This is a genomic window from Commensalibacter papalotli (ex Botero et al. 2024) (assembly GCF_947179115.1).
Lineage (GTDB): Bacteria > Pseudomonadota > Alphaproteobacteria > Acetobacterales > Acetobacteraceae > Commensalibacter > Commensalibacter papalotli.
The window spans coordinates 1-13,159 of sequence record NZ_CAMXCI010000004.1 but is presented as its reverse complement, the minus strand read 5'-3'; the positions used below and the strand labels follow the sequence as shown (position 1 = coordinate 13,159).

General features: G+C 37.5%; 16 protein-coding genes and 1 tRNA gene. 8 read left to right on the top strand and 9 right to left on the bottom strand.

Annotated features, from left to right (window positions below; translation table 11 throughout):
* Window positions 1-95: 95 nt before the first annotated feature.
* Window positions 96-998, bottom strand: a complete 903-nt coding sequence (locus QMN76_RS07990; RefSeq protein WP_282023456.1) for a cation diffusion facilitator family transporter — start codon at window positions 996-998, stop codon at window positions 96-98.
* A 46-nt stretch (window positions 999-1,044) separates the two neighbouring features.
* The gene (locus QMN76_RS07985; RefSeq protein WP_282023455.1) at window positions 1,045-2,031 is read right to left on the bottom strand and encodes a cation diffusion facilitator family transporter; all 987 of its coding nucleotides are present in this window, start codon (window positions 2,029-2,031) and stop codon (window positions 1,045-1,047) included.
* Window positions 2,032-2,232: 201 nt separating this feature from the next.
* On the opposite strand from QMN76_RS07985, the gene QMN76_RS07980 reads away from it, so the two are divergent.
* Window positions 2,233-3,852, top strand: a complete 1,620-nt coding sequence (locus QMN76_RS07980; protein WP_282023454.1) for an NAD(P)/FAD-dependent oxidoreductase — start codon at window positions 2,233-2,235, stop codon at window positions 3,850-3,852.
* A gap of 74 nt (window positions 3,853-3,926) precedes the next feature.
* The gene (locus tag QMN76_RS07975; RefSeq protein ID WP_282023453.1) at window positions 3,927-4,100 is read left to right on the top strand and encodes a hypothetical protein; all 174 of its coding nucleotides are present in this window, start codon (window positions 3,927-3,929) and stop codon (window positions 4,098-4,100) included.
* A 60-nt stretch (window positions 4,101-4,160) separates the two neighbouring features.
* Here QMN76_RS07975 and QMN76_RS07970 read toward each other — a convergent pair whose 3' ends face one another.
* Together QMN76_RS07970 and QMN76_RS07965 are read right to left on the bottom strand one after the other, a co-directional pair.
* A complete protein-coding gene (locus QMN76_RS07970) occupies window positions 4,161-4,481 on the bottom strand; it encodes a YnfA family protein (RefSeq protein WP_034338183.1) in 321 nt (106 codons plus the stop codon).
* Between the two features lie 14 nt (window positions 4,482-4,495).
* Entirely contained in the window at window positions 4,496-5,011 is a 516-nt protein-coding gene (locus QMN76_RS07965; RefSeq protein ID WP_034338181.1) for a GNAT family N-acetyltransferase, read from the bottom strand.
* Between the two features lie 192 nt (window positions 5,012-5,203).
* On the opposite strand from QMN76_RS07965, the gene QMN76_RS07960 reads away from it, so the two are divergent.
* The 6 genes from QMN76_RS07960 (at window position 5,204) to QMN76_RS07935 (ending at window position 11,029) form a co-directional block, all read left to right on the top strand.
* Window positions 5,204-5,932, top strand: coding sequence for a tetratricopeptide repeat protein (locus tag QMN76_RS07960; protein ID WP_282023452.1), 729 nt, complete (start codon window positions 5,204-5,206; stop codon window positions 5,930-5,932).
* Window positions 5,933-6,211: 279 nt separating this feature from the next.
* Entirely contained in the window at window positions 6,212-6,520 is a 309-nt protein-coding gene (gatC, locus tag QMN76_RS07955; RefSeq protein WP_034338178.1) for an Asp-tRNA(Asn)/Glu-tRNA(Gln) amidotransferase subunit GatC, read from the top strand.
* Window positions 6,520-8,001: an Asp-tRNA(Asn)/Glu-tRNA(Gln) amidotransferase subunit GatA gene (gene gatA / locus QMN76_RS07950; protein WP_282023451.1), complete on the top strand. Its 1,482-nt coding sequence runs from the start codon at window positions 6,520-6,522 to the stop codon at window positions 7,999-8,001. Before gatC ends, gatA begins: the two co-directional genes overlap by 1 nt.
* Window positions 7,998-9,449: an Asp-tRNA(Asn)/Glu-tRNA(Gln) amidotransferase subunit GatB gene (gatB, locus tag QMN76_RS07945; RefSeq protein ID WP_282023450.1), complete on the top strand. Its 1,452-nt coding sequence runs from the start codon at window positions 7,998-8,000 to the stop codon at window positions 9,447-9,449. The genes gatA and gatB overlap by 4 nt, the downstream gene beginning before the upstream one ends.
* An 89-nt stretch (window positions 9,450-9,538) precedes the next feature.
* Window positions 9,539-9,630: transfer RNA gene (locus QMN76_RS07940), tRNA-Ser, on the top strand.
* 166 nt (window positions 9,631-9,796) lie between these two features.
* A complete protein-coding gene (locus QMN76_RS07935) occupies window positions 9,797-11,029 on the top strand; it encodes a tyrosine-type recombinase/integrase (RefSeq protein ID WP_282065961.1) in 1,233 nt (410 codons plus the stop codon).
* Here QMN76_RS07935 and QMN76_RS07930 read toward each other — a convergent pair.
* The 5 genes from QMN76_RS07930 to QMN76_RS07910 form a co-directional block, all read right to left on the bottom strand.
* Window positions 10,989-11,294 (bottom strand): hypothetical protein, encoded by a 306-nt coding sequence (locus tag QMN76_RS07930; RefSeq protein ID WP_282065960.1) that lies wholly within the window; start codon window positions 11,292-11,294, stop codon window positions 10,989-10,991. The two genes, QMN76_RS07935 and QMN76_RS07930, sit on opposite strands and share 41 nt — an antisense overlap.
* Window positions 11,295-11,376: 82 nt before the next feature.
* Window positions 11,377-11,670, bottom strand: a complete 294-nt coding sequence (locus QMN76_RS07925) for a hypothetical protein (protein WP_282065959.1) — start codon at window positions 11,668-11,670, stop codon at window positions 11,377-11,379.
* Window positions 11,671-11,725: 55 nt separating this feature from the next.
* On the bottom strand, window positions 11,726-11,935 hold the full coding sequence (locus QMN76_RS07920; protein WP_282065958.1) for a hypothetical protein: 210 nt from the start codon (window positions 11,933-11,935) through the stop codon (window positions 11,726-11,728).
* Window positions 11,910-12,173 (bottom strand): hypothetical protein, encoded by a 264-nt coding sequence (locus QMN76_RS07915; RefSeq protein ID WP_282065957.1) that lies wholly within the window; start codon window positions 12,171-12,173, stop codon window positions 11,910-11,912. The genes QMN76_RS07920 and QMN76_RS07915 overlap by 26 nt, the downstream gene beginning before the upstream one ends.
* Before the next feature lie 128 nt (window positions 12,174-12,301).
* Window positions 12,302-12,619, bottom strand: a complete 318-nt coding sequence (locus QMN76_RS07910; protein WP_282065955.1) for a helix-turn-helix domain-containing protein — start codon at window positions 12,617-12,619, stop codon at window positions 12,302-12,304.
* Window positions 12,620-13,159: the final 540 nt, after the last annotated feature.

The window sequence follows — 13,159 nt, the reverse complement described above, 5'->3', positions numbered from 1 at the left end:
AATATTGTGCATATAATATGCGAATTATATTAAAAAAAACACCTTTTAATTTGAGTTGGTAACATTTTTTTTTTAAAAAATTAGTTATATCTTTTTTACCATATAAGATTATTTTTTTTTAATTCATCTTCTGGTTCTACATGAATATTGATTGAAACAGATCCAATTGCATTTTTTATAGAAAGCTCAATGCGATCACAGATTTTATGAGCTGTATATACATTCATTGTGCCAGGAACGACCAAGTGAAAATCAATAAAAGTTATTGCACCGACTTGACGAAACCTGACCATATGAAAATCAAGGGCTTCGGGAGCATTCTTTTTAATAAGCTCGTAGATATGCTCTGTGACTTGTTTAGGTGGAGCCTGATCCATCAATCCGTTAAAGGATTCTGTTATAACTTGAAATCCCATACGTAAAACATTCAGGGCAATACAAAATCCTAATATTGCATCAAGAAGAGCCCATTGGATGAAAGGGATTAAAATAAACCCACAAATCAGCCCAACAGTGGTCCAAACATCAGATAATATATGTTGCCCTCCAGCGATAAGGGCAGGAGAGCAATATTTTTTTCCTACTTTTATTAGAACAATACACCAAATAAGATTAACGATCCCCGCAGAGCCGTTAAATAATATTCCAATAAAAGGAGCAGTGGGGAGTTTGGGATGTTGCCAAGCTAAGAAAGATTCATAAAAGATTAACCCAGCTGTGGTTACAACCAATAGCCCTTCAATAGCCGCCGAAATATACTCGGCTTTTTGATGACCATAAGGGTGTTGTCTGTCAGCAGGATGAGCAGCAAAAATTAACGCAATACATCCTAAGATTGCAGCTGCAACATTTATGAGTGTTTCCAGCATATCAGAATAAAAGGCAACACTGTTAGTGGTGTACCAAGCAAAATATTTTAAATATAAAACAAGAATACTGACAAAGATACTGCCAATACTGAACAATATCTTTTTGTCCTGAACAACTCTAAGAATCATAAATATAAATTTCTATTATTAAAAGATCAGTCTTGATAAAAAGAGATCAAACTGCTTCTGCATTTGCTAAAACGCAAGATTTAGCTTCGTTTTGTAATTCAATTTGGATTGTTGTATGTCCGATTTTGAATTTATCTTGCAGTTGTTGAGCTGTTACCGACAGAAAATCATCTAAACGGTGATCAACATTACTGACTAAATGCACGGTTAATGCAGTCTCAGTTGTACTCATTGCCCATATATGTAGATCGTGCAGATCTAAAATGCTAGGTAAAGCACGTAAGTAACTTTCGACTTCTTTACGATTAATATTGGTTGGCACGCCATCGACAGCTAAGGCCACTGAATCTTTTAATAAGGACCATGTTCCCATAATGATAATAATGGATACAACCAAACTTATAATTGGGTCTAGGATATTAAACCCTGTAAATAGGATAATAATACCAGTAATAACGACCGCCAAGGATAATAAGGCATCATATGCCATATGTAAAAAAGCCCCTTTGATGTTAAGATCCTCTTTATGACCAGAGACAAACATCATGGCGGTTAAACCATTTACAATAACGCCAATCGCAGCAACAATGATAACTGTCCATCCGGCAACAGGGGCTGGATGAAAAAGGCGCTCAATGGCTTCCCATATAATACCACCTGTTACTATCAGTAAAATAACAGCATTGGTTAACGAAGCTAGAATAGAAGTTCTGCGATAGCCATAGGTAAAATTATCTGTGGGTCTTTTTTTGCTTAAAATTGCAGCGATCCAAGCGCAAGCCAGTGCTAAGATATCTGAAAGATTGTGACCAGCATCTGCAAGTAGTGCCAGTGAATTCCCCCAAAACCCCCAAGCAGCTTCGGCAATAACATAAATTAGATTAAGGCTGATGCCAATTGCAAACGCCTTTCCAAAAGATTTCGGAACATGGTGATGTCCATGACTGTGAGAGTGCCCACCGCACTCTTGTTCGTGGTGATGATCATCATGATTGTGATCATGTTCGTGATGATGAGCAGAGTGATCGGACATGGTCAGGCAATCCTTTGGCAATCATGTTAAGTTATGTATATATTGAATTATAATGATAAATGCGCATTTATGCGCTTTGTGTTTACTGTATACTGATTCTTGTTATAAATATATATAGTTTTCTATAGTTTTAATAAGGTATGTGCTATGCATATCATAGACTTATTTTTCCTCTTAATATGTTAATAGTTATATAAAACGATGATACGAATCACTGAACTGAAACTACCCCTTAATCATAGCGATGAAGAGCTAAAAGAAGCTTTAAAACAACGTCTTTTAACGGATATTAAACAATATCACATTGTAAGGCGAGGATATGATGCACGTAAACGTGGGCATATTTTACTAGTCTATACAATTGATTGTGAAATTGAAGATGATGATGTTTGTTTAAATTTACATGCTCAAGATAAGCATTTACATAAAGCACCACAAGTGAAGTACCAGTTTGTTGTAGATCGTATAACAGGTGAAAAACTAGCTGGTCAGTCAAGTTACCAACGTCCTGTGATTATTGGTTCAGGTCCTTGTGGTTTTATGGCGGGGCTTTTATTAGCCCAAATGGGACTGCGTCCTTTAATTTTAGAGCGTGGTAAAGAGGTTCGTGAACGTACGGCGGATACTTTTGCATTTTGGCGAAAATCAGAATTTAATCCAGAAAGTAATGTTCAATACGGAGAGGGTGGCGCTGGAACGTTTTCAGATGGCAAGCTTTATACGCAGATTAGTGATCCTCATCATTATGGGCATAAAGTTCTAACAGAATTTGTGAAAGCAGGCGCACCAGAGGAAATCCTTTTTGTTTCCAAACCACATATTGGCACGTTTCGTTTGGTCAGTATGGTTGAACATATCCGCTCTGAAATTGAATCCTGTGGTGGGAGCTATCGTTTTAATACCCAAGTTACCTCTATTTTAATGGATAAAGATCGCCAAGTCGTTGGGGTGCGTTTAAAGACTGGTGAAGAGATTGCAACGCGTCATGTGATTTTGGCTACAGGGCATAGCGCCAGAGATATGATGGTTTCTTTGTATAATGATGGTGTGTCTGTTCAAGCCAAGCCATTTTCTGTCGGTGTGCGAATAGAGCATCCTCAGTCTATGATTGACCAAGTTCGTTTTGGACCGCAAGCAGGGCACAAGAAACTAGGGGCTGCGGATTATAAACTAGTTCATCACGCAGGTAATGATCGTGGAGTTTATTCTTTCTGTATGTGTCCAGGGGGAACTGTGGTTGCTGCTGCTTCAGAGCAAGGTGGTGTGGTTACAAACGGGATGAGCCAATATTCTCGTGCTGAAAGAAATGCTAATGCGGCTTTGGTTGTGAGTGTTGACCCGCAAAAAGACTATCCAGATGATCCATTGGCTGGGATAGATTTTCAAAGAAAGCTTGAACGAAAGGCTTTTGTGCTGGGTGGGTCTGATTACAAAGCACCCGTGCAAAGAGTAGAAGATTTTTTGGCAGGACGTGCCAGTAAAACCTTGGGTGATGTAATCCCCTCTTATAAACCTGATGTTACTCCAAGTAACCTCATTGAAATTTTGCCTAATTTTGTTGTAGATGCGATTAAGGAGGCGTTACCAGCGTTTAACCGTAAATTATCCGGGTTCAGTTTTGCAGACGCAGTGATGACAGGTGTTGAAACGAGAACTTCTTCTCCTATTCGTATCCCAAGGGGAGAAGATGGAAATAGTATTAATACTCAAGGTCTTTATCCGGCTGGTGAAGGTGCAGGTTATGCGGGGGGGATTATGTCAGCGGCTATTGATGGAATTAAAATGGCTGAAGTTGTAGCGAAAGATCTGATGAAGATATAATTAAGTTGAGTAGTGTGATCTTAGTAGAGAAAAATGGAGATTTAAAAAATTTAATGCTGGAATTGTAAACTTAATTGGCTCTATGGGAACGGTTAAAGGTATATCCTTGGACCAAAAATGATGCTTTGCTACCTTTGGATCAATTAGGTGATTTTGATACGCCAATTTATTTATCTATAAAGATTTTACAAGGTGCCCCATATATCTTAGAAGATCGTAAAGACGAAGATCAAAAACAATTTGCTTAATCAATTGGTAGCTTAATTAGAAAAGCCTTACTCTAAAGTAAGGCTTTTCTTTATGTTTAACTATGTTCTAGGTGTAAATAAAATAATACTAGCACCGATAAGGCAAATAATGGCACCAATAATATCCCATTTATCAGGGCGAGTATCCTCTATGACCCATAACCAGATAAGGGAGCAAATTATATAAATTCCGCCATAAACAGCATAGGCTCTGCCTGCCATATCGATGTCAACTTTGGTTAATATCCAAGCAAAGAAAAGAAGAGATATTGCCCCTGGGAATAACCACAAAGGGGACTTTTCTAATTTGACCCAAGCCCAAAATGAAAAGCATCCTGCAATTTCGGCAAAAGCGGCTAAGATATAAAATACAAAAGACATTATTTAGTAATCAATTAATGAGAATAAAAATCAGGTAAATAGCACTCCATATAGGTTGCATTATCACCATAGGTTTTCAATTTTTCTTGTAAAACTTTATCTGGAATAATAGGGGAAAACCCATATTGTTTCCAAAAAGATACTGAATTTTGAATTGAAATTAAAGAAGCATGTTGAAATTGTTTTTGATAAGCTATTTTGGCGAAATGTTGGAACAACAATTTACCAACACCCATTCCTCTGGCTTTGGGATGAATGGCCAAATCATGTAAATATAAACAATCAGCATGCTGATCTATGACTTGTGTCTCACTGTGTAGTTGTGGAGGGTTTCCTAATGTCGCAGGAATGGACAATAAATAACCTTTAATGTCGTCTTGACTATCTTTGGCAACAAAACAAGTTTCAGGACTAATATGTATTTTAGATATCATTGATTCCGCGGATTCTGGTTCTATTTCATGATAGCATAAATCTTGGATAGCTAAGATAGCATTGAGATCATGATCAGTAGCAGGAAAAATATTCATCTTAATTGTTTCGTAAAATAAATTAAAGTTGTTCTATGGTCATCGTTTATAACATTTTGTATAAAGATAATAAAGTCTGTAAAATCTTGTTTCTTTGATGTGAAAAGTTTAAAATAAATAGATATTAAATATACTTGCGTTAACATTTAACCTGGAATATTTTTGATGTGGGTGAGTTAGGATTTATAAAGTATGCAACGCTCTTTAGGTTTATTTTTTGTTATAGCTGGATGTTCTTTTGCTAGTACAGTGATGGCTGACACTGATATTATTGTTTTTCCAAATAAGCTTAATACCGATTTGATAAAGATGCATAAAGAAGCAGAACAAGGAAGTATAAAAGATCAATTTAATCTTGGCGTATTGTATCTTGAAGGCAAACAAGTTCCAAAAGATGACAAAAAAGCAGTTGAATATTTTCAAAGAGCTGCTCAACAAGGGGATGCTCAAGCTCAATATAATTTAGGATTAATGTACGTTGACGGCAAAGGTGTTTCCAAAGACTATGCCAAGGCGATTCAATATTTTCAAATGGCAGCTTATCAATATATGCCCCAAGCTGATTTTAATCTTGCACGGATGTATGATCGTGGTTTAGGGGTCCCGCAAAATGATCAAAAGGCGGCATTATGGTATAAAAGAGCTGCAGAACAAGGTCTTCCTGAGGCACAATATAATTTGGCATTGATGAATTATAAAGGTCAGGGAATGCCTATAGATTATCGTGAAGCGTTGAATTTATTTAAAAAAGCGGCAAAGAAAAACCATGTGGATGCTGCTTATAACTCGGGATTTATGTATGAAGAGGGTGTTGGAGTTTCTGCAGATAAAGAAAAGGCAAAATTATATTTTAAACAAGCTTGCGATTTAAAAAGTCAAGATGGGTGTAGAGAATATAATTTCTTAATACAAAATAATTAAGCTGTGTAAGATACGTCTTAATAATTTGTATTCTTAGTTACCACAATTAAAGAATTTATGGTTAGCTCTTTTATAAATTTAGTTTATTAGCCGTATTGTTCGAATATCAACAACGATTAATTACTGTTATTAAAAAACTGACAGAGATTTGTTCGTAGAATGAAATTATTATTTCATAAAATATAAATAAAATAAATAACCCTGTATTTCTTTGATCTTATAATATGGTATAGAATAAAACTAATTTCTTGATCTTATAACAAAAGCACTATTGAAACGATGGGGGCTGAATTGACGGATAAAATATTGGATAAGAAAATTGTCCAACGTGTTGCCAAACTTTCTTCTTTGGCAGTCAAAGAAGAAGAATTGACAATATATGCCACGGATTTAGGTGGAATTATCAATTGGATGGAACAATTAAACGAAGTTGACGTAAGCAATGTTCAGCCAATGGTTGGCACGGAAATTGCGCAATTACGCTTGCGCGAAGATGTGGTGACGGATGGGGATTGTAAAGAAGATGTTCTTTCCAATGCTCCTGAACGGATTGCCGATTTTTATGCTGTGCCAAAGGTGGTTGAATAATGTTAACGGGAATAAAAATTACCGAGGCAGTCGATGGATTGCGTCAAAAGAAATTCAGTGCCGAAGAATTAACCAAAGCACATGTGAATGCAATTAATACCCTGAATGACCGTATTAATGCCTATATTACGGTGACTGCGGACGCTGCGATTGAACAAGCCAAAGTAGCAGATCAAAAATTGGCAGCTGGGGATGCGCCTGCATTAACGGGTATTCCTTTGGCAATTAAAGATTTATTTTGTACCAAAGGTGTAAAAACCACCGCAGCCAGCCGTATTTTGGAAAATTTTGTGCCACCTTATGAAAGCACAGTCACCGCGAATTTATTGCGTGATGGTGCAGTATTTTTGGGCAAAGTGAACCTTGACGAATTTGCAATGGGTTCTGGCAATTTAAACTCTGCCTTTGGTGCCGTGGAAAATCCATGGAAACGTCAAGGTGAGGATACCTTCCTTGTCCCTGGTGGGTCTTCTGGTGGTTCTGCTGCTGCGGTGGCTGCACAAATGGCAATGGGTGCGACTGGAACGGATACGGGTGGCTCTATTCGTCAGCCTGCGGCTTATTGTGGGATTACTGGGATTAAACCAACCTATGGTCGTTGCAGCCGTTGGGGCATTATTGCTTATGCAAGTTCTTTGGATCAAGCCGGCCCAATGGGGAAATCTGTTGAAGATTGCGCGATTATGTTACAATCTATGGCTGGATTTGATCCAAAAGACAGCACTTCTGTAGATAAAGAAGTTCCTGATTATCGTGCAGCGTGCAATCGTTCCTTAAAGGGGATGAAGGTTGGTATTCCGATGGAGTATCGCGCACCTGGTTTATCCCCAGAAATTGAAGCTGTTTGGCAGCAAGGGATTAACTGGCTTAAAGAAGCAGGCTGTGAAATTGTTGATGTGTCTTTGCCTCATACAAAATATGGGTTAGCAACTTATTATATTATTGCCCCTGCTGAGGCTTCTTCTAACCTTGCTCGATATGATGGCGTTCGTTATGGTCGTCGTGTAGATGGTGCAAGCCTTGATGAGCTTTATGCCAATACGCGTGGTGCTGGTTTTGGTGATGAAGTTAAACGTCGTATCTTGATGGGAACTTATGTGCTTTCTGCGGGATATTATGATGCGTATTATTTGCGTGCGCAAAAAGTGCGTAAATTAATTAATCAAGATTTCATGAATGTGTTTGATAAAGTGGATGTGTTATTAACCCCAACCGCACCAACCGCAGCCTTTGCCAAAGGTGAAAATCTAGACGATCCTGTGCAAATGTATCTGAACGATATCTTTACGGTTCCCGCCAGCATGGCTGGTGTGCCTGGCCTTGCCATTCCTGCTGGATTAAGCAGCCAAGGATTGCCTTTGGGATTACAGTTATTAGGCCGTCCTTTTGGTGAAGAAACTTTATTTGCGGTTGGCTCTGCGATGGAAAAAGCAGCTAACTTTACCCATAAACCCACTCTTTGTGCTGGAGGTTCCCTATGAGTTATATGATTGAAGGTTCAACGGGTGCTTGGGAAGTGGTCATTGGGCTGGAAGTTCACGCCCAAGTCATCAGTAAAGCCAAATTATTCTCTGGTGCATCAGCACATTTTGGTGCGGATCCAAATACTCATGTTAGCTTGGTTGATGCTGCATTTCCAGGAATGTTGCCTGTATTAAACCGTGAATGTGTGGATCAAGCCATTCGCACAGGTCTTGGGTTAAATGCCAAAATTAACTTAATGAGCCGTTTTGACCGTAAAAATTATTTCTATGCCGATTTGCCTCAAGGCTATCAGATTTCTCAATTCGAGTTTCCGATTGTAGGTGAAGGCACGATTGAAATTGAATTGGATGATGGTTCCGTTAAGAATATCGGCATTACCCGTTTGCATTTAGAGCAAGATGCGGGGAAATCCATTCATGATTTAACCCCCAAAGAAACCGTTGTTGATTTAAACCGTTCAGGCGTGGCATTGATGGAAATCGTCAGTGAACCTGATATGCGCTCACCTGAAGAAGCTGGAGCTTATCTTCGTAAAATCCGTGCGATTGTGCGTTATCTTGGCACGTGTGATGGAAATATGGAAGAAGGCTCTATGCGTGCAGACGTGAACGTGTCTGTACGCAAACCAGGCGAAGACTATCGCACGCGTTGTGAATTAAAAAATATCAACTCCATTCGTTATGTGATGCAAGCGATTGAGATCGAAGCAAAACGCCATATTGAAATTTATGAAAATGGTGGTGAAGTCGATCAAGAAACTCGTCTTTTTGATGTGGCTCGCGGAGAAACTCGTACGATGCGTAGCAAAGAAAATGCGCATGATTATCGTTATTTCCCAGATCCAGATTTATTGCCTTTGATTGTCGAGCAATCTCATGTTGATCATTTAAAATCAACTTTGGCTGAATTGCCTGATGATAAACGCAATCGTTTCCAGTCTGATTATGGATTACCTCGCTATGATGCTAATGTTTTGGTTGCTGAGCAAGATATTGCGAACTTCTTTGAAAAAGTTGCCAAAGGACGTGATGGTCGTATGGCATCCAATTGGGTTACAGGTGAGTTATTTGCTGTTTTAAATAAGCAAGGTTTAACAATTCATGAAAGCCCTATCAGTGCAGATGCGCTAGGTGCGTTGTTGGATTTGATTGCTGACAACACCATTAATGGTAAAATTGCCAAAGAAGTATTTGAAGATATGGTTGAAACAGGGGATATGCCTGGCGATATCGTTGAGCGCAAAGGCTTAAAGCAAGTGACCGATACTGGCGCAATTGAAAAGGTTATTACAGAGATTTTAGCTGCTAATCCTGATAAAGTTGAACAATATAAATCAGGTAAAGATAAATTATTTGGTTTTTTTGTTGGACAAGTCATGAAGGTGATGCAAGGCAAAGCCAACCCTGCCATTGTGAATGATCTTTTGAAAAAACAATTATCTTAAAAAAAGTAAAAAAGTAAATTGACAGCTTCTTAATAAACGATTAGAACCATATCAGAGCAAACGCCGTGTTACTAAGCAACTCTTCTTGCGGAGGGGTGGCCGAGAGGCTGAAGGCGGCGGTTTGCTAAACCGTTGTACGATGTAAGTCGTACCGTGGGTTCGAATCCCATCCCCTCCGCCATATATCTATACATCATGTTGCCATATATAGACATCCCCCTTATATTTCCCCGAAAATTAGTCTATTTAATCTTTTTATCTTGCCATATCCAGACAAGCTATGACATAAAAAGTGGGTATAAAAACGGTCACAATTTTTGAAAGATTGGGCATAAGGCGCATACGTTATGTTAACTGATTCTCAAGTTCGTTCTGCCAAGAAAAAAGATAAACCTTATCGCTTAACAGACGGTAAGGGATTATTTCTTCATGTCGCAACATCTGGTACAAAGACTTGGCGTGTTCGTTACAAGTTTAATCATAAAGAATCACAAATTGTTTTGGGGCATTACCCAGATATGTCTTTGGGCGATGCTCGTATTGCATTGCTTGAGGTAAAAAAGAATATTCGTGCTGGGCGCAATCCTTCAACAGATAAGTTGTTGAGAAAAGAAATTATATCAACACAATATCAAAACACTTTTGAAATTATAACTTATCAGTGGCACGAGATTAAAAAGAAATTTTGGACAGAGCGGCACGCAAACGACGTGATTCACAGTTTGGAACGGGATGTATTTCCTGCCCTTGGTGGTATCCCTATCAATGAAATTGAAGATAAGCCTGATGTTATTTTAAGTGTTTTATATAAAATAGAGCAAAGAGGGGCGATCGAAACTGCGCATCGTGTACGTCAACGGATGGGAGAAATCTTTGTTTTTGCAATTGGAAAAGGGATTTGTAAACATAACCCAGCAGAGATTGTCGCGTCTAATCTCTCTCCTGTAAAACGAGGTCGACAACCTGCAATCATAGAGTTAGATGAAGCTATTGAAATGCTTCAACACGTAGATGATACTCCATCTTTTCCAGTAACAAAGCTTGCAATGCGGTTTTTATTATTAACGGCTGTTCGCCCAGGAGAGTTGCGTTATGCTCGTTGGGAAGAGTTTGAAGGGCTAGAAGGTGATAATCCCGTATGGGTTATTCCAGCAACCCGCATGAAAATGAAACGCGAGCATATCGTGCCTTTATGTCCGATGGCGGTGGATATTATACGCCATGTATGTAAGTGGAGTGCTGGATTAGAATTTGTTTTTCCAAACAGTCGTCATTTTAGAAAACCAATGAGTGAAAATGCTTTAGGGTATTTAATTAACCGTGCAGGTTATTATCAACGTCATGTTCCTCATGGGTTTCGATCAATGTTTTCTACAATTATGAACGAACATTTTCCACAAGATCGGTTTGTGATTGATTTGGTTTTGGCTCATGCCCCCAAAGATCAGGTGGAGGGGGCATATAATCGCACAACACATTTTAATAGGCGTAAAGAGTTAATGATAGAGTGGCAACAAATTATCACAAAAGAATTAAAGCCTATTGATGAACTTGCAAACATTCCAAAACGTTTATCGTAAGGGGCTTTTTGTTATGCAGTTCAATCCACTTTTCAACTTCGCTGAGTTTACAACCTTTATTATGATAAGATAATTCGTATATATCCGGAAAGGTGGGATCGCTTGTAACTTTCCTGCGTATTTCTCTTTCGCTATAATTGGACATAAAAGCAATCAGATCAAAACCGATGATGGGGTCTGGTATAATCTTATATTTTTTTATGAGAGCTTCAAGCTCTTCTTTAAATTCAATTAGTTTATTTTTGCTTTGTTTTTTTGCTTTCATTATTCCCTCACAAACTTACCAATATCTGTTGGCTCTGGAACAGCAGCTTTGAACCAGTTTGTTATTTCTTGTATGGTGTTGCTCATTGTTTCAAATCCTCAAACTTTATAGATGTTATTAGGTTGGGATTTCTTGGAATGGCCACTATTACTTGATAGCTATCTGTATTACAGTATTCAAACCAATAGACGTAATTTTCTGTAAATAATTTAAATTTTGTCCAATCTATTTCATTGTCGTACCATTTACTATTGGTATCATACCAGACTTCCTTTTGAACCTCTGACACATCCCCATCTATAACCAAGGTGTTTAAGTCTTCTCCTAATTCTTTAACTTTATTTCTTAGGATATTTAAAAATGTTATTTTAATCATTTATTTACTCCTTTTCTTCAAAAATTCTTTAAATGAATGGCCTGATGCACATTGTTCAAGTATCTTTGCTTGTTTTGAATTTTTGTTCTGTCAAATTATCAATACGGTTTTGCAGATGTTCTGCTTCGTCTTGATGGAACTTGACACGCTTTGTCAAACCTGCAAAAAACGAGAAATCATGGGCGCTATTTAAATGTTTATCCCTGATATTCATTAACTCTATGATTGCAGTGTTGATTTCAAAGAGAGTTTGCTTGTCTTCCATGAAATATCTCCACAGGGATAACCAGATTGTTATTAGATTCGATCAGGGAATTAAGTTCATTTCGTGCGTCCATAGACCGTTGACGATAATAATGGTAATTGTCATTTAATGCGTCAAAGGCAAATCTTTGGCCAGCAAGACGATCAAACATAATGATTTCGTCTTCTAAATTCTTTTTCTTTTGTAAATCCTCTTGACTCCAAGCCTGAGGATTGAATATCTGTTGTTTATATTTCATGGCGAAATATACCTTCTTTATTGAGGGGAAAAGGGGATGGAAGGTTGTAGCTCCATCTCTTTTTATTGTTTAAATTATTACTTATTAAGTATTTTTATGTCAATAAAAATATTACTTATTAAGTATTTTTATTTCTTATTATTCATAACATTACCTACTTGAAGCCAAGCTTTGTACGTTTCTTGATCCATGTTTTTAAGTAATTCGGTTATTTCTGAATTTCTTTCAATATCTTCTGGATCAGATAAAAGTTTGATAACGCTTATATTAAAAAGATCAGCTATTTCCTGCAATCTTCTAAGATTTATATTGTTTACACCTGATATTAATCTTGAAACGCTAGGCTCTTCTATACCAATCGCTTCAGCAATTTGTTTTTGAGTTAACCCTCTCTTCTTTCGCCATTTTTCAATATTTTCCAGCATTTTTTTTGTGTTTTTGTTCATCAAGATTCCTCCTGATGAATTATCCTTTATTTCTATGAAAAAAAATATGATGCAATAAGTAATTCCTACTTGACAAGTAATATACTTATTAAGTATTATTTAATCAATAACTGTTCTTTGACCCGTAAATAAGATTAAGACCGTGGCTGTATTGATTCTGTCATGGTCTGCCCTGTGTGGGGTCGGATTCTTTCAATAATCGTCCTGCGTACATATCAGCGTCTTGTAACGTGGAAAATAGTTTTTGTTCGTTTATCGATGCTGAATCATCAATAAAAGCTCTACAATGTCTATTTAGCAAAAATTCGATAATTTCTTTTGTGGTTGTTTTATTGTTAATCATAAGTTCCTCCGTAAATAAGATTAAGACCGTGGCACTGTCATGGTTTACCTTGTGGGGTTAATAGTAAAAAGAATTGGAAGCAGATTTTATTGCTTCACTTGGATTGTGAATGTATTGGATTGAATCTCCAATTTTCTTCACAGCCTCTAATTGCACTGCTTCACTTGGATTGTGAATGTATTGGATTGAATATCCAT